General features: G+C 59.3%; 17 protein-coding genes and 1 tRNA gene. 13 read left to right on the top strand and 5 right to left on the bottom strand.

What is annotated here, in order from left to right; all coding sequences use genetic code 11:
- The first annotated feature begins 178 nt into the window (after positions 1-178).
- Positions 179-703 carry a hypothetical protein gene (locus tag Q0802_RS01605; protein WP_298912595.1) on the top strand — a complete coding sequence of 175 codons (525 nt, stop codon included), beginning with the start codon at positions 179-181 and terminating at the stop codon, positions 701-703.
- Positions 704-740: 37 nt separating this feature from the next.
- Here the strand turns inward: Q0802_RS01605 and Q0802_RS01610 are convergent.
- The 4 genes from Q0802_RS01610 to pdxH form a co-directional block, all read right to left on the bottom strand.
- Positions 741-817 (bottom strand) — tRNA-Pro (locus Q0802_RS01610).
- A gap of 41 nt (positions 818-858) precedes the next feature.
- A complete protein-coding gene (locus tag Q0802_RS01615; protein WP_298912598.1) occupies positions 859-1,320 on the bottom strand; it encodes a DUF192 domain-containing protein in 462 nt (153 codons plus the stop codon).
- A complete protein-coding gene (locus tag Q0802_RS01620; protein ID WP_298912599.1) occupies positions 1,317-1,853 on the bottom strand; it encodes a cold-shock protein in 537 nt (178 codons plus the stop codon). Before Q0802_RS01620 ends, Q0802_RS01615 begins: the two co-directional genes overlap by 4 nt.
- Positions 1,854-2,133: 280 nt before the next feature.
- Positions 2,134-2,739: a pyridoxamine 5'-phosphate oxidase gene (gene pdxH, locus Q0802_RS01625; RefSeq protein ID WP_298912600.1), complete on the bottom strand. Its 606-nt coding sequence runs from the start codon at positions 2,737-2,739 to the stop codon at positions 2,134-2,136.
- Between the two features lie 149 nt (positions 2,740-2,888).
- Between pdxH and fabI the strand changes: the two genes are divergently transcribed.
- The 8 genes from fabI to Q0802_RS01665 all read left to right on the top strand — a co-directional run bounded on the left by fabI (position 2,889) and on the right by Q0802_RS01665 (position 12,830).
- Positions 2,889-3,692 (top strand): enoyl-ACP reductase FabI, encoded by an 804-nt coding sequence (gene fabI, locus Q0802_RS01630; protein WP_298912601.1) that lies wholly within the window; start codon positions 2,889-2,891, stop codon positions 3,690-3,692.
- A complete protein-coding gene (locus tag Q0802_RS01635; RefSeq protein WP_298912602.1) occupies positions 3,692-4,309 on the top strand; it encodes a LysE family transporter in 618 nt (205 codons plus the stop codon). Before fabI ends, Q0802_RS01635 begins: the two co-directional genes overlap by 1 nt.
- Position 4,310: 1 nt before the next feature.
- Positions 4,311-4,838, top strand: coding sequence for a xanthine phosphoribosyltransferase (gene gpt, locus Q0802_RS01640; RefSeq protein ID WP_298912603.1), 528 nt, complete (start codon positions 4,311-4,313; stop codon positions 4,836-4,838).
- Positions 4,839-4,900: 62 nt separating this feature from the next.
- On the top strand, positions 4,901-6,082 hold the full coding sequence (locus tag Q0802_RS01645; RefSeq protein ID WP_298912604.1) for an aminotransferase: 1,182 nt from the start codon (positions 4,901-4,903) through the stop codon (positions 6,080-6,082).
- Between the two features lie 78 nt (positions 6,083-6,160).
- Positions 6,161-7,999: a peptidyl-prolyl cis-trans isomerase gene (locus tag Q0802_RS01650; RefSeq protein WP_366523291.1), complete on the top strand. Its 1,839-nt coding sequence runs from the start codon at positions 6,161-6,163 to the stop codon at positions 7,997-7,999.
- Positions 8,000-8,002: 3 nt separating this feature from the next.
- Complete coding sequence (trpE, locus tag Q0802_RS01655) at positions 8,003-9,514, top strand: anthranilate synthase component I (RefSeq protein WP_298912606.1); 1,512 nt, start codon at positions 8,003-8,005, stop codon at positions 9,512-9,514.
- Entirely contained in the window at positions 9,515-10,552 is a 1,038-nt protein-coding gene (locus Q0802_RS01660) for a succinylglutamate desuccinylase/aspartoacylase family protein (RefSeq protein WP_298912607.1), read from the top strand.
- 208 nt (positions 10,553-10,760) lie between these two features.
- Positions 10,761-12,830: an EAL domain-containing protein gene (locus tag Q0802_RS01665; protein ID WP_298912608.1), complete on the top strand. Its 2,070-nt coding sequence runs from the start codon at positions 10,761-10,763 to the stop codon at positions 12,828-12,830.
- Positions 12,831-12,833: 3 nt separating this feature from the next.
- Here the strand turns inward: Q0802_RS01665 and Q0802_RS01670 are convergent, their stop codons facing one another.
- Positions 12,834-14,507 carry a divergent polysaccharide deacetylase family protein gene (locus Q0802_RS01670; protein WP_298912609.1) on the bottom strand — a complete coding sequence of 558 codons (1,674 nt, stop codon included), beginning with the start codon at positions 14,505-14,507 and terminating at the stop codon, positions 12,834-12,836.
- A gap of 248 nt (positions 14,508-14,755) precedes the next feature.
- Between Q0802_RS01670 and Q0802_RS01675 the strand changes: the two genes are divergently transcribed.
- Genes Q0802_RS01675 through trpC form a run of 4 tightly spaced genes read left to right on the top strand, consistent with a single transcriptional unit; the run spans position 14,756 to position 17,830 of the window.
- Entirely contained in the window at positions 14,756-15,337 is a 582-nt protein-coding gene (locus Q0802_RS01675; protein WP_298912610.1) for an aminodeoxychorismate/anthranilate synthase component II, read from the top strand.
- Positions 15,334-16,353 carry an anthranilate phosphoribosyltransferase gene (trpD, locus tag Q0802_RS01680; RefSeq protein WP_298912611.1) on the top strand — a complete coding sequence of 340 codons (1,020 nt, stop codon included), beginning with the start codon at positions 15,334-15,336 and terminating at the stop codon, positions 16,351-16,353. The genes Q0802_RS01675 and trpD overlap by 4 nt, the downstream gene beginning before the upstream one ends.
- Positions 16,350-17,021 carry a uracil-DNA glycosylase gene (locus tag Q0802_RS01685; protein ID WP_298912613.1) on the top strand — a complete coding sequence of 224 codons (672 nt, stop codon included), beginning with the start codon at positions 16,350-16,352 and terminating at the stop codon, positions 17,019-17,021. The genes trpD and Q0802_RS01685 overlap by 4 nt, the downstream gene beginning before the upstream one ends.
- The gene (trpC, locus tag Q0802_RS01690; protein ID WP_298912615.1) at positions 17,018-17,830 is read left to right on the top strand and encodes an indole-3-glycerol phosphate synthase TrpC; all 813 of its coding nucleotides are present in this window, start codon (positions 17,018-17,020) and stop codon (positions 17,828-17,830) included. The genes Q0802_RS01685 and trpC overlap by 4 nt, the downstream gene beginning before the upstream one ends.
- Position 17,831 lies beyond the last annotated feature (1 nt).

Raw genomic sequence — 17,831 nt, forward strand, 5'->3', positions numbered from 1 at the left:
CCGTCATTGAGTGAAAGCTCCCACTATATATAGTGGCCGTCCGATCTTGAATTTCGACCACGCTCCACCCCGAAATTGCGCGTTAATCTGGCGATTTCGCGCATTGATTCCTTTACGGAACCGCACTCACGCCCTCTGATATGAACTATCCGCAGATTGAGATTTGGACACATCCCTTATGGCGCACGCCTCATCTGATTTCGCCGCCATGCTCCGGCAATGGGACCAGAAGTCGAAACCACAGATCGTCGAAATCTATCAGGCGTTCAAAGATACTGACGATTTCCTGGCCGATCTGCTCGATTTCTGTGGGATCGCGGATTTGCAAGGCGGGGCCACCTGGTTGATCAAGCACCATTGCGAACAGACCGACCTGGTATTCAGCCCCGCTGAACAATGTCGGTTTTACGAGACCTTTGAGCAACTGGCTTCGTGGGACGCGCAGTTACATGCGCTACAAACCATGCACCACGTTCCCATCCCCAAAGCCAGCGGACCGGCGTTGAAGACGTTCCTCTTCACCGGGATCGCCCAGCAAAACAAACTTGTCCGCGCCTGGTCCTATTACGGGCTGGCCCTTCTGGCCCGCCGATTCCCCGAAGATAAGCCAGAGGTTTTGGCGGTTCTTGACGAGGCCGCCCTTCAAAATCCATCCGGTGCGATTGCGGTGCGTTTGCGCAAAGCGCGCGCCCTTTTGCCCTGACACCAGGGCTCGTTGCATTAAGCCGCGATTTTGAAAGTGGTCGGAGCGAGAGGATTCGAACCTCCGACCCCCTGTACCCAAAACAGGTGCGCTACCAGGCTGCGCCACGCTCCGACTGCGGTCTCTTTAGACGGGGTAATTCGGTTTGAAAACCCCTAACACGCCCATTCCGCCTCCGATTTCGAAAATGTTGGATGGCGCAACAGCGTGCCGGTCGTAATGCCCAGTGCCTCGGCAAGGCCGCCGTTGATCTCCAGCACATGTGTCAGATTGTCACCGCCCGGGATCGGGGTCTCATCGAGCGGCTGCGCGCGGTGATGGATATGACGCACGGTGCCACTGGCGTCGATAAAGAGCATATCCAGTTCGATCAGGGTATTGCGCATCCAGAAAGATAGGCGTTGCGGTCGGTCATAGACAAAGAGCATCCCCGCCGCACTCGGCATGGTTTCGCGGTGCATCAGACCTTGGGCGCGTTCCTCTGCATCATCTGCAACTTCCACGGCGAACCGCGCCTGCCCCCAATCGCCTTTGAGAAAGACCGTATCGTCCCGGCAGTCCTGCGCCTGAAGGGCCGTCGCCAGAAAGCTGACCACCAGCGCAAGGCGCAGGATCATGTGGAAGCGGCCTCCAACGCGGCTTCCCAGGCAAAAACCTCGGCGGCCATATGGCCACGCTTGCCCTCGATCACCCGCAATGCCAAAGCCTCCCCCGGCGCTAGATCCGAGAGGCCGGAGCGTCGCAATACTTCCATATGCAGAAAGATGTCTTCTCGGCGGCCAAAAACATTCGCAAAGCCGAACCCTTTACCCTTGTCGAACCATTTTACACGCGCAGGTTCTAAAGGTGCTGCGGCGACAACCGCAGGGTCCAAAGCCGCGATGTCGGACAATCCGACCGACTCACCCGCCTGAGGGGGAAAAAGTGCGATAACCTGCGTGGCCTGAACGCCCCGTTCGGTGCGTTGCACTTCCAGTTCAACCCGTGCTCCATCGGCAACGGAACTCTGACCAAAGTTGCGCAAAACGTTAACATGCAAGAGAATATCCGGCCCGCCCGCGTCGGAAACAACGAAGCCAAAACCCTTTACCGGATCAAACCATTTAACCAACCCGGAAACGGGGGAAGATATCTCTTCGGTCTCGTTCACACACACATCTTTCGGTCGCAGTACATTCTTTTAACACAGTCTTGCGCGATTTGGCTTTCTTGTTTCAAGTTGAAATACTAATTCTTCGGTCTGAAAGTGATCAGATGAAGGCGAAATCTCTTCGTATGCGCATCACGTAGTTGTGAATTTGGATACATTTCCCGCAAAAATAGAAATTTGTCTTTTAAATCACTGTAGAAGCTAAATACATTTCATCTACGCACATAATATTGTGCGCTGGCAAACACTATTTTTCATCGCAATGACATTGCTTGTGCAATCACGGGTTGAGGCGGGTGACCGTCCACGGCCCTTGCGGGTCTTTTCTGCGCCATACAAAGCGGTCATGCAGCCTGAAATCGCCATCCGCCCAGAACTCAATCTCCAGCGGAATGATGCGAAAGCCCCCCCAAAAGGGCGGACGTTTGGGGTTTGCGCCGTGAATTGCGGTGACCTTGGCAACTTCAGCCATAAGCGCGGCGCGGCTTGAGAGCGGGCGCGACTGCCGAGAGGCCCAGGCACCCAGGCGGCTTTTGAGAGATCTTGACGCGAAATAAGCGTCGGCCTTTTGCCCATCTTCTTTTTCGACCAGACCGCGCACCCTGATCTGCCGCCGCAGGCTTTTCCAGTGCATCACGAAGGCCGCCTTGCCCGCACTGTCCAACTCCCCCGCCTTGGCGCTCTCGTAATTGGTGTAGAAGACGAAAGCATCGCGGTCGATTGCTTTCAGAAGCACCATGCGGGCGTTGGGCAACCCATCCGCGTCGACGGTGCTCAGCGCTATGGCATTGGGATCATTCGGTTCGGTATCTTCGGCTTCGGAGAGCCAGCGATCCGCGATCTCAAATGGATTGTCGCCCGCAAACTTGCCGCTTCTGCTTTCCATCTCACCCTCACAACACTTGGTAAGACAGCAATTGGGGGAAGCGGCCCAAAGGTCAAGGGCGATGCGCTGACTCCGACCAGCCTTGATGGGCCTCGCGCAATCGCCTAAAGGACAACAAAGAAAAATCATACGTAAACCGAGGTACCTTCATGGGAAATGATCTTCTGGCGGGCAAGCGCGGCCTTATTATGGGTCTGGCCAATGACAAATCGATCGCCTGGGGCATTGCGAAAGCCTGTGCCGATGCGGGTGCGCAACTGGCGTTCTCCTATCAGGGTGAGGCGCTGAAGAAACGTGTCGATCCATTGGCTGCCGAGTTGGGCAGTGACATCGTCCTGCCCTGCGATGTGGGTGACGAGGCATCGCTGGATGCCCTGTTCGCCGGGCTGAAGGAGCGTTGGGATCAGCTGGATTTCGTGGTTCACGCCATCGGGTTTTCCGACAAGAACGAACTGCGCGGGCGCTATGTAGATACCAGCCGTGGCAATTTCGCCCTGTCGATGGATATTTCTGTCTATTCCTTCACAGCCGTGGTTCAGCGCGCCGAAAAAATGATGACCGAGGGCGGCTCCTGCCTCACGCTCACCTACTACGGCGCGGAAAAAGTGATGCCCCATTATAATGTGATGGGCGTGGCCAAAGCGGCCCTCGAAGCCTCAGTGCAATATCTGGCCGAAGATCTTGGCAAGGACGGCATTCGCGTGAATGCGATTTCTGCCGGTCCGATCAAGACGCTTGCGGCCTCAGGCATCGGCGATTTCCGCTACATCATGAAGTGGAACGAATATAATTCTCCGTTGCGGCGCAATGTGACCACCGAAGACGTGGGCAAGGCCGCCCTCTTTTTGCTGTCTGATCTGGGGTCTGGCACCACGGGCGAAAACCTGCATGTGGACGCGGGCTACCATGTGGTCGGGATGAAGGCGGTCGATGCGCCTGACATGAGCAAGTAATGACCGTTGCGGCGCTGACCCACCTGATGCTTTTGCAGGTGTTGATTGCGATGAGCCCCGGCCCAGCGGTGGTCCTGACCATTCGCACGGCTGCAAGCAAGGGTGCGCGCGCCGCTTTGAAGATCAGCCTTGGGCTGGCATTGGGCATTCTGCTCTGGGCGATCGCGGCTCTTGCAGGGCTGGCGGTCCTCTTTGAGGTAATGCCCTGGATCCAGACGGGCCTGCGCCTGATCGGTGCCGCCTTTCTGGTGTGGATTGGCATCCGGCTGTGGCGCGATGCGTCTCACCCGCTCGCGGAGATCGGTACCGAACTAGCGCCACAAGGTTATTCCGGCGTTGGACTGGGTGTCTGGACCAATCTGGCGAACCCCAAGGCGCTGGCCTATTTTGCCGCTGTTTTTACCGGGATTTTGCCGGTGAACGTGACATTTGCGGATGCCGCCGCCATCCTGGCGGTCGTTTTTATTGTCGAGGCCGCATGGTACACCAGCGTTGCCTTGGTGTTTTCACGCCCGGCACCACGCCAGATTTACGCCCGCGTGAAAGCAGGTCTGGAGCGTTTCTTTGGCGCGCTCATTGCAGCTTTCGGGCTGCGCCTGCTTTTCGAAAGGACCTGATATGAGCAAAGATCAAAGCCGCCTGCCCCATGAAAAGGGCTTCCACATCAGCTGGGACCAGATCCACCGTGACAGCCGGGCGCTGGCCTGGCGGCTGGACGGACAAGGCCCCGACAACGGCGGCTGGCGCGCGGTTGTCGCGATCACCCGGGGTGGCATGGCCCCTGCGATGATCGTGGCGCGCGAACTCGACATTCGCACGGTCGACACGATTTCGGTCATGTCCTACCATGCCGGCGGGGGCAAGGCGGACCAGCGCCGCGACGCAGAGGTGCTGAAAGCCCCGGACCAGCAGATGATGGGTGACGGCACCGGCATCCTGATCATCGATGATCTGGTGGACAGCGGCAAGACGCTGGAACTGGTGCGCGCGCAGTACCCCAAGGCCCATTTCGCCACTGTCTACGCCAAGCCTCAGGGTGAACCCCAGGTCGATACCTTCATCACCGGGGTGAGCCAGGACACATGGATATTTTTCCCCTGGGACATGGCGCTGCAATATGTCGAACCCTACCGCGGCACCGATTGATCCGACGTCGCGCGCGGGTCAGCCAAAATTGGCACGACAGATGATGCAGGAAAGATGAAGCGATGACACTCTCCCGAACCGCCACCACCTTTGCCCCCCCGGTGATGGAGGCGCGGCGCTGGCTGGAAGGCGTGAGCTTCCCCGAAGACCGCCCGTTGATGAATGTCAGCCAGGCGGCACCTGTCGACCCGCCCCCCGATGCGCTGAGGCAGGTCATGGCCGATGTCGCCTTGGGGCGCGATGATGCGCATCTTTACGGTCCGGTGCTGGGCTTGCCGCCACTGCGTGAGGCGTTGGCCGCGCAGACCGGCGGGCATTACAACGGCCCGGTGACACCCGGGAACGTCGCAATCACCTCAGGCTGCAATCAGGCCTTTGCGGCGGCCATCGCGACGCTCTGCGCCGAAGGGGATGAAGTCATCCTACCGACGCCGTGGTACTTCAACCATAAAATGTGGCTGGACATGTCCGGGGTGAAATCCGTGCCACTGAAAACCGGTGCCGATCTGCTGCCCGACCCGGAGCGCGCCGCGGAGCTTATAAACCCACGCACCCGCGCCTTCGCCCTGGTCTCGCCCAATAATCCCGCTGGCGTGGAGTACCCCGCAGAGCTTTTGCGCGCCTTCTTTGACCTGGCCCGCAACCAGGGGATCGCGCTGATCCTCGATGAAACCTACCGGGATTTTCACGCCCAAAGTGGCGCGCCGCATGATCTTTTCGAAGACCCCGCGTGGCAGGACACGCTGATTCATCTTTATTCTTTCTCCAAAGCCTACCGTCTGACCGGGCACCGCGTCGGCGCCATGATCGCGGCACCTACGCGATTGGCCGAGGTCGAGAAGTTTCTCGACACGGTCGCCATCTGCCCGGGCCAGATCGGGCAGCATGCGGCCCTCTGGGGCATGCAGAACCTCGGGCAATGGCTGGCAGGAGAGCGGGCCGAAATTCTGTGCCGCCGCGCCGCGATCACAGCTGGTTTTCCAAAACTTGCTGATCAGGGCTGGGCCCTTTTGGGACTGGGGGCCTACTTTGCCTATATGGCGCATCCTTTTGCCATCAGTTCCGCGGAACTGGCCCCGAAACTGGTTCAGCAGCAAAGTATTCTGAGCCTGCCCGGCACCATGTTTTGCCCCGCCGACGATCCGGACGGTCGGTCCCAGATGCGGATCGCTTTCGCCAATCTTGATGCGGCGGGCATCGCTACACTTTTCGAACGGCTTTCGCAGGTTGATGCGGCACGGTGAGACCCCTTGCCCCCCGGTCGCGCTGCGCATAGACAGTGCGTCAATAACTGACAAATCTGCATGTTGCGAAGGGTGCGTATGGCCAAGGGCAAGAGTGTTTCGAGAACTGCCGTCTGGATTTTGATGGGTCTTTTGATCCTGGGTCTGGGAGGCTTTGGCGCGACCAATCTCTCTGGAACCATCCGGACAATCGGATCGGTCGGGGACATGCCGGTTTCCGTTGACAGCTACGGCCGCCAACTTCAGCAGGAAATCCGCGCCGTCGAGCAGCAGACCGGTCAGGCCTTGCCCTTTGCACAGGCGCAGCAGATCGGATTGGATCAGGCGGTTTTGCAGCGGCTGATTGCCACGCGGGCACTCGATCATGAAGCCGCACAGATCGGATTGTCGATCGGCGATGAAAACCTGCGGGACCGGATTCTCGAAATTCCGGCATTTCGCGGCATAGATGGCGAATTTGACCGCGAAGGCTACAGGTTTGCGCTGGAACAGAACGGGGTTTCTGAATCGCAGTTCGAAACGCAGCTGCGCGAAGAGGTCTCCCGCACCCTGATGCAGGGGGCGATTGTCGGGGGGGTTGTCATGCCGGATGCCTATGTGGACACGCTGGTCAACTACGTGGGTGAACGCCGCAGCTTCACCTGGACCCGTCTGGGCGATGCAGATCTGGCCGAGCCGGTGGAGACACCGGATGATGCCACGTTGCGCGCTTTCTACGACGCCAATATTGACCTCTTCACCCTGCCCGAGACACGCCAGATCACATATGCGGTGCTCAGCCCCGACGCGATGATCGACGAAGTCGAGATCGACGAGGCCGACCTGCGTGAGGCCTATGATTTGCGCGAAGCCGAATTCAATCAACCTGAGCGCCGTCTTGTCGAGCGTCTGGCCTATCTGGATGACGCCGCCGCAAGTCAGGCCGCAGCCGCACTGGAAGTCGGCAACAGTTTCGAAGGTCTGGTCGAAGAGCGTGGGCTTGCGCTGGCTGATATTGATCTTGGCGATGTGTCGCTGGCCGATCTCGGAGCGGCCGGGGAGGCCGTTTTTGCAGCAGAGGTCGGGGCGGTCGTCGGGCCATTGCCCAGCGATCTGGGCCCGGCGTTGTTTCGGGTCAACGCTGTTCTGCCCGCGCAGTTCACCTCCTTTGAGGAGGCAGTGGAAATCCTGCGCCCCGAGCTTGCCGCCGACCGTGCGTTGCGTCTGGTTGAGGCGCAGGCCGAAACCTTCGACGACATGCTCGCCGGTGGCGCAACCCTAGAAGAGCTGGCAAATGACACCGACATGACGCTTGGCCAGATTGACTGGAGCACCGAGAGCACTGAGGATATTGCCGCCTATGAGGCTTTCAGACGTGCCGCATCAAGGGTGACGGTCGAGGATTTTCCCGAGATCGGGCAGTTGGATGATGGTGGGCTTTTCGCCCTGCGTCTCGACGCGGTTTTACCACCACGCCCAGCCCCTTTCGAGGACGCGGGCGAAGACGTGCTGGCCGCATGGCAGGCCACCGAGGTTCAAAGCAGGCTGATGACGCAGACCGATCCGCTGCTGCCGCAACTGCAGTCCGGCACGGAATTTGCCGACCTCGGGCTGGATGCGGTACGCGAGGAACACTTGCTGCGCAGCGACTTCGTGGGGGGCACGCCTCCCGGTTTCCTGTCGACGGTGTTTGATCTTGACGCAGGCGATGTGGAAGTCATGGAAGACAACGGGGCCATTGTTATCGTGCGCCTCGATAGCATCGACGGACCGGAAGAGAACGAAGAGGCCATCGCCCTGCGCGAACAGCTCAGCCAGCAGGCAGGGCAGGCACTGGCGCAGGATCTTTTCGAGATTTACCGCACAGACGTGACGCTGCGCGCCAATGCCCAGATCAATCCGCAGGCCCTTCAGGCCGTGCATGTGAACTTCCCCTGACCCATGGCGCTGACCCCTGAATTCGATGCCTTCGAGGCAGCCTATGCAGCCGGGCGCAATCAGGTCGTCTTCACCCGTCTGGCGGCGGACCTCGACACGCCGGTTTCCCTGATGCTCAAGCTGACGGGCGCGCAAAAAGATGCTTTTGTACTGGAATCGGTGACCGGGGGTGAAGTGCGTGGCCGCTATTCGATCATCGGCATGAAACCCGATCTGATCTGGCGCTGCCGCGGCACGACCAGCGAGATCAACCGGGCGGCACGCTATGATGCCGATGCCTTTGACCCTCAGGTCGGAAACCCGCTCGACACCCTGCGCGCGCTGCTTGCCGAAAGCCGCATCGACTTGCCCGATGACCTGCCGCAGGCGGCCGCCGGGCTGTTTGGTTATCTGGGCTACGACATGGTGCGGCTGGTCGAACATCTACCCCACATCAACCCCGATCCGCTGGGTCTGCCAGACGCCATCATGCTGCGGCCCTCGGTCATCGCGGTGCTCGATGGCGTCAAGGGTGAAGTTACCGTTGTCTCACCCGCCTGGGTCTCGGACGGCCAATCCGCCCGCGCCGCCTATGCGCAGGCCGCCGAACGGGTGATGGACGCCGTGCGCGATCTGGAACGTGCCATGCCGGTCGCCACCCGTGACCTTGGCGAGGCCGAAGCGCCCGGCGCCCCGGTCAGCAACTTCACCCACGAGGGCTACAAACAGGCGGTGGAAACCGCAAAAGACTACATTCGCGCGGGCGATATCTTTCAGGTTGTCCCGGCGCAGCGCTGGTCACAGGATTTCAAGCAAGACCCTTTTGCGCTTTACCGCAGTCTGCGGCGGACAAACCCATCGCCTTTCATGTTCTATTTCAATTTCGGGGATTTTCAGGTCATCGGGGCCAGCCCGGAGATTCTGGTGCGGGTCTTTGGAGATGAGGTCACCATCCGACCCATCGCAGGCACCCGCCCCCGGGGGGCGACGCCGGAAGAAGACAAGGCCCTTGAGGCCGATCTGCTGGCCGACCAGAAAGAGCTGGCAGAACATCTGATGTTGCTCGATCTGGGGCGCAACGACGTGGGGCGCGTCGCCAAAATCGGCACCGTCCGCCCGACCGAAGAATTCATCGTCGAACGTTACAGCCATGTGATGCATATTGTCTCGAATGTTGTGGGGGAATTGCACGACGACAAGGACGCGCTTGACGCCTTCTTTGCCGGTATGCCCGCAGGGACAGTATCAGGCGCGCCGAAAGTGCGGGCCATGCAGATCATTGACGAGTTGGAACCCGAAAAACGCGGTGTCTACGGTGGTGGCGTGGGCTATTTCAGCGCGGGCGGTGATATGGATATGTGCATCGCCTTGCGCACAGCGGTGGTGCAGAGTCAAAAGCTCTATATTCAGGCAGGCGGCGGCGTCGTCTACGACAGCGACCCCGAAGCGGAATATCAGGAGACCGTCCACAAATCCAACGCCATCCGGCGCGCGGCGGCGGACGCGGCCCGATTCTCGGGGCAAGGCAACAGCTAGATGCCCCGCCAGCCCTTTGAGATTGCAGGACAAAGCATTGCGGCAGGCGCGGTCGAAACGGTTCATCTGCCGGTCTCGACACTCCCCGATCATACGCCCGTAAACCTCTCCGTTCAGGTGCATCATGGCAAAAGGGCGGGTCCGGCGCTCTTCGTCTCGGCGGCCGTCCACGGGGATGAGGTCATTGGTGTGGAAATCGTGCGGCGTCTGCTGCGCACGCCCCAACTCAAATCTCTGCGGGGCACCTTGCTGGTTGTGCCTGTCGTGAACTCCTTTGGATTTCTCAACCGCTCTCGGTACTTGCCGGACCGGCGCGATCTGAACCGGTGTTTTCCGGGCCATCCGTCAGGATCACTGGGGTCACGGCTGGCGCATATTTTCCTCAATGAGATTGTCCTGCGCTGCGATGTCGGCATTGACCTGCATTCAGCGGCCATTCACCGCACCAACCTGCCGCAGATCCGCGTCTCGCCACGCGACAAGACCACGCGCGACATGGCCACAGCCTTTGGCGCTCCCGTTATCCTGACTTCCCCGCTGCGCGATGGGTCGTTGCGAGGGGAGGCGGCTGAGCGCGGCACACCGGTCCTGCTTTACGAGGCAGGTGAAGGGTTGCGATTTGACGAAATGGCGGTTCGCGCGGGCGTTGCCGGTATCCTGCGGGTGATGCGCAGCCTCGACATGCTGCCTGCAAAGGGCATCGCAAAAGCCAAGGCCGCGCCCTACATCTGCGAAAGATCCACCTGGCTGCGCGCGCCGGCAGGTGGTTTGCTGCGCACCTTTCGCGCCGAGGGCGAAACCGTTGAACCCGGCGATTTGCTGGCCACGGTCTCCGATCCCTTCGGGGGATTTGAGACGGATCTTCTGGCACCCTCACCGGGCATCCTGATCGGGCGCGCGATCCTGCCTGTGGTCAATGAAGGTGACGCGGTTTTTCATATCGCAACCCTCAGCCCGAAAGTGGCCGAAGCCACCGTGGAAGACCTCGCAAGCCAGTTGGAAACAGACCCGCTTTTCGACGAAGACGAGATCATCTGAACATTCAGATTTCGAAAAATTTCTCCAAAACTTCAAATAATTGCCACGTAAAAATCAGGGTGATCCTCCCCGGAATAGGCATTCCATTGAGATATTCGAAAGGCCAATGAGGAACACTGATCAGTGATACGCAGGCCGCGTTTCCGCTGGGTGGAATGGACGCGCGGGCCTCCTGCACGCAGATGTGAACGTCGAGGGAACTAGCGCCATGGGTGTAGTGAAGAGGCTCATTCGGAGGTTCCAGCGCCATGTCTGCATCACCGAGCCCAAATCCCTGTGGAAACGTTACGCCATTGGTTTGGCCTTTATTTTCGTAACAATAGGGGCCGCTCACTACAGTTCCTTGAGGGCAATCGCCGCATCGGGCCTGGACGCTGAAGCCAGCAGGATCAGCAACCAGCAAATCATGCTCAGCCAGCGCATTCTGTTTTTGATGCGCGAAAGTGAACAGAACCCTTCCCTGGAGGTCGAAGCGCGTCTGTTGTCGGCGATTCAGTTGTTCGAATCCGCTCATGACTGGCTGGTGACCCGGCAGGAACTGACCCCTGCCCTGCAGCAGCTGTATTTCGAAGATGATACCTTTCCACTGGACTATTTCTCCCGCCGGTTTGTCGAGACAGCCCGTTATGCCGTGAAGGCAGAGGGGCAGGTTCGCAGCAATATGCAAAATCGCCTCGTAGCCCTGGGGCAACAGGATCTGCTTTCAGCGCTGAGCAAAGCCTCCCGTTTGCACCAAGATAAATCCCGCAGGCAGACTGCGTGGCTGCAGAATCTCGAAACCATCGCACTCGGATCAGCCCTGTTTGTCCTGCTTCTGGAAGCCCTCTTCATCTTTGTGCCGGCACAGATTTCGGTGTCCCGGGCCATCCGGCGCATGGAAAGACGTAGCAAACAACTCTCGACATCTTATGAAACTCTCAAAGCGCGCAACCTTGAACTCGTCGCAGCGCGAAAAAACCTGACCCACGCCGCCAACCACGACGCGTTGACAGGGCTGCTGAACCGTCGCGCGCTTTATGATTTTCTGACACATCTGAAAGCCGCACCCAATGGCAGCGACATTGCGCTCAGCGTTCTGAAAATTGATCTGGATCGGTTCAAGTCGGTCAATGACACGCTTGGGCACAAAGCCGGAGATGATGTGCTGGTTGTGGTTGCCAGCATCCTTCTGGCACAGGTCCGGGAAAACGATCTGGTTGCAAGGATCGGCGGCGATGAATTTGTCATCGTGGTCAAGGCGCCGAAATCCATGGATACGCTGGAAGCTCTTGGTTCCCGGATCATCGAAGAGATCAGCAAACCCATGCAGATCGCCGAGAATGTCTGCAAGATCGGTGCCAGCGTCGGGTTCACCATGGCCAGCTCCGCTGTTGCCACCCCGGACCAGCTTTTGATCGAAGCGGACCTGGCGCTTTACAAGGCCAAGCGTGGTGGACGCGGACAGGTTTTCGCCTATTCGGGCGATCTGCGCGAAGAGATCGAAACACGTGAGGCTCTCTTTGAGGAAATCACCGAAGCTTTGGCTGACGATCAATTCGAACCCCATTTCCAGCCGCAGCTCTACACGGGGTCGGGAAAACTCTTCGGCTGCGAGGTTTTGGCCAGATGGCGGCATCCGCGACGGGGTATCATTCCCCCCGCAACCTTCCTGGCAGCGGCGGAGGAGGCTGGGCTGATCCAGCAGATCGACCTGATCATGGTTGAAAAAAGCCTCGATTTTCTGGAGCGGCTGCGGTCAGAAGGTAAGGATCTGCCTTCCGTTTCCGTCAATGCGTCGCCCGATTCACTGAGGGATCCGAATCTGCCGGATCGCCTTGCCCAGGAGGTTTTGGCGCGCGGATTGTCACCCGCGGATCTCACCATCGAGGTGCTGGAAACCACGCTGATCGAGAGCCAGGATGACGAGGCGTTCCTGACCATAAGGAACCTGACCAGCGCGGGCTTCTCGGTGGTACTGGACGATTTCGGCACCGGTTATGCCTCTATGTCGAACCTGTCACGCCTGAAATTTGATGGCCTCAAGCTGGATCGCTCGCTGGTTGAGCCTGTCCCCAACGAACGCGCAGAAAGCATCATCGCCGCACTTGTCGCCCTGTCACGAAATCTTGGCATGCGCGTTGTTGCAGAAGGTGTCGAAAACAACGCTCACTATGATCGCGTCAAGGAGCTGGGGTGTGATGTTGTCCAGGGGTTTGGTATAGGCTACCCGATGCCGGCGGCTCAATTCATCGACTGGTATGAGGAATTCGCCAAAAAGGACAAAAAGCGCCCTGCATGATGGCTATTCCGCACTTTGGAGCGCCGCCGAGACAGGTACCAGGGCCACACGCTCGGACCTGTCCTGAAGGGCCCAGAGGAGAAGCGCGGAAATCGTATCTTCCCGCAACCGTCCCAGCATGACAACCGCACCCTCATTGCCCGCCCGGAACGCCGCCTGATCCAGAAAACGGCGAATGACGGTCGGGGTCTGTTGATTGCTGTCGAAATCGCGAAAGACGACTGCCGACGGAACACCGGCTTTGGCGGCCAGTTTCTGGACCGTGTTCAAACCCTTGTTCTGGGTCACAAAGCCGTGCCCTGACGCGGCCAGAATTTCGGTGACCTGACGGGCGGCATCCCGGGTTCCCTGAACACCCTCTCCCACACCTTCCAACACACCAACGGCCTCTGGCACCGCCTCCAGCGCAACCGCCAGCGATATTTCCGCGTCTTGCGCCTGCGCGCCCTCGGGCAAGTTGATCGTTGCCAAGACCTCAAACCCTTCAGCGCGGTAGGCGGCCATTCGGTCCTTGGCGTCGGGAAGGCTTGAATCCACCGCGAAACTAACCGGGTATGGAAAGCTGCGCAGAGCAGGTAAGCCAATGGTATTCGCCGACAAATCCACGCCATCATCCATCAGGACAATTGCCATAACCGGTTTGTCAGCCGGGTTGTCATGGGGGACCGCAAATCGTTCAACCGGGGGCAGCGATTCGAGAGTTTCCGGGCTCGGGTCCTCTTCAATCGGTTCCGGTTGCTCTTCAAATTCAATCTCGGGCTCTTCACCCAATGTCGGCAATCTGTTCGTCTTTACCTCCGGTGCCAGATCATCAAATGTGCCAATGGGCGTCCCGATGGTCTCTGCTGTCTGCTCATCCTGAACAGGGTCAGACGGTGCCTCGACCTCTGGTTCTGATGGCGCGGCGGGCTCAACCTTCGCTTCTTCTTCTGCAACCGGTGGCTTCGGTTCCGGGTTAGCTTGAGGGGCATCAGCCGTTTCCGGTGCCGGCAAGCTGTTTACGGCCACCTCCTCGTCGGCGCGTGGCGTTTCATCCGCCGGGCCACTGGGTATCAGAGGTGCATCATCATCACCGATCAGTGGCGCGGGGGTCTCAAAGGCCTGCGATTGCGTCGGAACTTCTGGCAATGGCGGTTGATCAGGCTCGACCGAAATGGAAGTTTCAAGTTCTGCTGGCGCAGGTGTTTCGTCAACGTTTGGTGCCAATCCCGTGGCTTCGACATCAACCGTCGGCTGCCCCGGCTGAGCCGGGCCTTCGGACAAGGCAATCTCTTCTGCCACCTCTGGTGCCGGTGGCTGCGCCGGATCAGTTGAAATGGACACCGAAGGGTCGGCGCGCGGTGTTTCCAGGCCCTGCGACCCGGCATTTGATACAATTGGGGTGCTGCCTGCGGAGGTCGCAATACCACCCTCGGCATCAGTGGATGATGGCCCTGTCAGAGCCGTGGCGTCGCCGGTTTCAGGCAATGCAGCCGGGGCCGTATCACTCTGACGCACAGCGCTCAGTGTATCAGGTTGCGGTGCGGGGGCCTTGGGCGCTTGCTGGCCGGTCACGGGCACCCTGTCACCTTGCGATTTTTTCGCATCCGCCGCCGAAGGTTGCGGGGCGACCTCGCTTTGAGGCGCGGCATCTGTCACGGACGGCGCGACAGGGCCTTCGGCTACGATAGAAACCACTGCAGCAGCACCCAGACTCACTGCGCTGCCCCAAAGAGCCCCCTTTAGAAAACCACCTGCCACGCGCTGCTCACCTCTTTTCGTTTTCCCGGCAGACAACATCTGTCGCGAACCGGTTTCGCCTTCCCACCCAAGCCTGTTGCGCGACTCTGCGCCCCTTGACGCAGCCTTGCAAGCCTGAACATGTATGCACGACTTATACCGCGCTTGAGCCCATGGTCTCCAGCCCTGAATTCGAAGATTTGGACATGCTGCTGCTGATCGACAATTACGACAGTTTCACCTACAACCTTTTGCACTATCTGGGCAGTCTTGGGGCGGATGTTGTGGTCCACCGCAATGATGCGCTGGACGTTCAACAGGCGATGGCGCTGAACCCTTCGGGCATTCTGCTGTCCCCCGGCCCGTGTGATCCAGATCAGGCGGGAATTTGCCTTGCCATCACGCAGGCGGCAGCGGAAACCCGCACACCGCTGATGGGCGTTTGCCTTGGCCACCAGACGATCGGGCAGGCATTCGGTGGTAAGGTGGTTCAGGCCAAGGACATCGTACACGGAAAAATGGGACACATCCGCCATGGCGGAAAAGGTCTCTTTGCAGGTTTGCCGTCGCCTTTTGCCGCCACACGCTATCACTCCCTGATTGTCGAACGCGCGAGCCTGCCGGAAAGTCTGGAGATTACCGCAGAGCTGGAAGACGGCACCATCATGGGCGTGCAGCATCGCGACTTGCCGATCCACGGCGTGCAGTTTCACCCTGAATCGATCCGTTCCGAACATGGTCATGCGCTTTTGAAAAATTTCCTGAACGAGATGAAGGTCCCCGCATGAGTGACGCGTTGAAGCCCTTGATCGGCGCCGCAGCCAGCGGCCCGCTTACGAAAGAACAGGCTCAAGCCGCTTTCGGCATTCTTTTTGACGGCGAAGCCACGCCAAGCCAGATTGGGGGCTTCCTGATGGCTTTGCGCACACGCGGGGAAACGGTGGATGAATATGCCGCAGCCGCCGCGGTCATGCGCCGCAAATGCCATGCCGTGCGCGCGCCAGAGGGGGCGATGGATATCGTCGGCACTGGCGGCGACGGCAAGGGCACGTTGAACATTTCCACGGCCACAGCCTTTGTTGTCGCCGGTGCAGGCGTGGTTGTGGCCAAACATGGCAACCGCAATCTCAGCTCCAAATCCGGGGCGGCGGATGCGCTGACCCAGATGGGGTTGAATGTCATGGTCGGGCCGGAGGTCGTTGAAAAAGCGCTTAACGAGGCCGGAATCGGGTTCATGATGGCCCCGATGCACCATCCTGCCATCGCCCATGTGATGCCCACGCGTGCCGAACTTGGGACCCGCACGATTTTCAACATCCTCGGCCCCCTGACAAACCCGGCGGCTGTGAAACGTCAGTTGACCGGCGCTTTTTCACGTGAGCTGATCCGCCCTATGGCTGAGACATTGAGAGAGCTGGGTTCGGACAAGGCTTGGCTGGTACACGGATCGGACGGCACCGACGAGTTGACCATAACGGGCGTATCATGGGTCAGCGCCTTGAACCTGGATGGCAGTGTCACCGATCACGAAATTCATCCCGAAGAGGCTGGTCTGCCAACCCATCCTTTCGAGGCGATTATCGGCGGGACGCCCGAAGAGAATGCGCGCGATTTCAAAGCATTGCTGGATGGGGAACCTTCCGCTTATCGAGATGCCGTGCTGCTGAATTCTGCCGCAGCCCTTGTGGTTGCAGATGCCGCAAGCACGCTTAAAGACGGTGTGGAAAAAGCCGCCGCCGCCATCGACAGCGGTGCGGCGCGCGACAAGATCAATGCCGTCGCCCGTATCACCCAGACCGCGTGACGGACGATCAACTCAATCGCCTCGGGCGTTGGAAAGAACTACCGTTCTTTTCAAATAGCTGGCCGCTGATCAGGTCGCGACTGCGGGTTGAAAAACGGGATATCCTGCCGCCCGCGCCGCTCATCTTCCGCGCACTGGAAATGGTGCAGCCGCAATCGGTGCGCGTTGTCATATTGGGCCAGGATCCCTATCCGACCCCCGGACATGCTCATGGTCTGGCTTTTTCCGCAGCAGAACACGTAAAGCCCCTGCCCCGCTCTTTATCAAATATTTTCAAGGAGATGGAGCAGGACATTGGCGCCTGCCCGCCCCACGCTGACCTTGGTTTTTGGGCCGAACAGGGGGTCTTGTTACTCAACACGGTCCTGACCGTTCCAGCGGGCGAGGCCAAAGGGCATGACAAGCTTGGCTGGCAACGGCTTACCGCAGAAGTTCTGGACCACCTCGGGCAGACCCCGCGCGCCTACCTGCTCTGGGGAGCGAATGCCCATAAGGTTGCCGCAGATGTTGATCCCGATTTTAACCTGACGATCAAAACGGCCCACCCGTCTCCGCTCTCCGCGCGGCGCGGGTTTTTTGGCTCCCGCCCCTTCAGTCGGGTCAATGCATGGTTGCAGGCCCGCGGAGAGCGCGCCATAAACTGGACCAACGCGCCGGAGGCCCCATGACCGAAACCATATTGGACAAGATCAAATCCTATAAGCTGGAGGAAGTCGCCGCAGATAAAGCAGCCAGACCCCTCGCTGATATCGAAGCGGATGCGCATGAAGCCCCGCCTGTGCGCCCCTTTGCCGACGCGCTGCATCATGCGACACTCGATGGGTATGGGCTGATCGCCGAAATCAAGAAAGCCAGCCCCTCCAAAGGCTTGATCCGTGATGATTTTGATCCCGCAACGCTGGCGCAGGCCTATGAAGCAGGCGGTGCCACCTGCCTATCCGTTCTGACGGACACGCCGAGCTTTCAGGGCGCAAAGCAATTTCTGGTTGAGGCTCGCGCTGCCTGTGATTTGCCGGTTTTGCGCAAGGATTTCATGTATGACCCCTACCAGGTGGCCGAAGCACGCGCGCTTGGTGCCGACTGCATCCTGATCATTATGGCGTCTGTCAGTGACGCCCAGGCCCGCGAGTTGGAGGACGCTGCAAGCCAATGGGGGATGGATGCGCTGCTGGAGGTCCATGACGCGGCAGAACTGGAGCGCGCCAGCCGCCTTGAAAGCCGCCTGATGGGCATCAACAACCGCAACCTGAAGACATTTGAAACCACATTGGACACGACCCGGACCCTGTCGCGTGATGTTCCGGAAGATAAGCTTATCGTGTCTGAATCCGGTCTCAGCACGCCGGAAGATCTGGCGGATATGGCGCGCTACGGTGCCCGCATTTTCCTGATCGGCGAGAGCCTGATGCGTCAGGAGGATGTGCAATCCGCCACGCGCCGTTTGTTGTCAGACCCGATGACCGCCGGAGGCATGTGAG

This window comes from uncultured Roseobacter sp., assembly GCF_947495275.1.
GTDB lineage: Bacteria > Pseudomonadota > Alphaproteobacteria > Rhodobacterales > Rhodobacteraceae > Roseobacter.

Excerpts from the sequence above, each read along its gene's own strand:
- gpt (WP_298912603.1), top strand. The coding sequence starts at position 4,311 with ATGAGCAAAGATCAAAGCCGCCTGCCCCATGAAAAGGGCTTCCACATC.
- Q0802_RS01605 (WP_298912595.1), top strand. The coding sequence starts at position 179 with ATGGCGCACGCCTCATCTGATTTCGCCGCCATGCTCCGGCAATGGGAC.
- trpC (WP_298912615.1), top strand. The coding sequence starts at position 17,018 with ATGACCGAAACCATATTGGACAAGATCAAATCCTATAAGCTGGAGGAA.
- trpD (WP_298912611.1), top strand. The coding sequence starts at position 15,334 with ATGAGTGACGCGTTGAAGCCCTTGATCGGCGCCGCAGCCAGCGGCCCG.
- Q0802_RS01650 (WP_366523291.1), top strand. The coding sequence starts at position 6,161 with ATGGCCAAGGGCAAGAGTGTTTCGAGAACTGCCGTCTGGATTTTGATG.
- Q0802_RS01675 (WP_298912610.1), top strand. The coding sequence starts at position 14,756 with ATGCTGCTGCTGATCGACAATTACGACAGTTTCACCTACAACCTTTTG.
- Q0802_RS01665 (WP_298912608.1), top strand. The coding sequence starts at position 10,761 with ATGGGTGTAGTGAAGAGGCTCATTCGGAGGTTCCAGCGCCATGTCTGC.
- fabI (WP_298912601.1), top strand. The coding sequence starts at position 2,889 with ATGGGAAATGATCTTCTGGCGGGCAAGCGCGGCCTTATTATGGGTCTG.
- pdxH (WP_298912600.1), bottom strand. The coding sequence starts at position 2,739 with ATGGAAAGCAGAAGCGGCAAGTTTGCGGGCGACAATCCATTTGAGATC.
- Q0802_RS01645 (WP_298912604.1), top strand. The coding sequence starts at position 4,901 with ATGACACTCTCCCGAACCGCCACCACCTTTGCCCCCCCGGTGATGGAG.
- Q0802_RS01660 (WP_298912607.1), top strand. The coding sequence starts at position 9,515 with ATGCCCCGCCAGCCCTTTGAGATTGCAGGACAAAGCATTGCGGCAGGC.
- Q0802_RS01635 (WP_298912602.1), top strand. The coding sequence starts at position 3,692 with ATGACCGTTGCGGCGCTGACCCACCTGATGCTTTTGCAGGTGTTGATT.
- Q0802_RS01615 (WP_298912598.1), bottom strand. The coding sequence starts at position 1,320 with ATGATCCTGCGCCTTGCGCTGGTGGTCAGCTTTCTGGCGACGGCCCTT.
- trpE (WP_298912606.1), top strand. The coding sequence starts at position 8,003 with ATGGCGCTGACCCCTGAATTCGATGCCTTCGAGGCAGCCTATGCAGCC.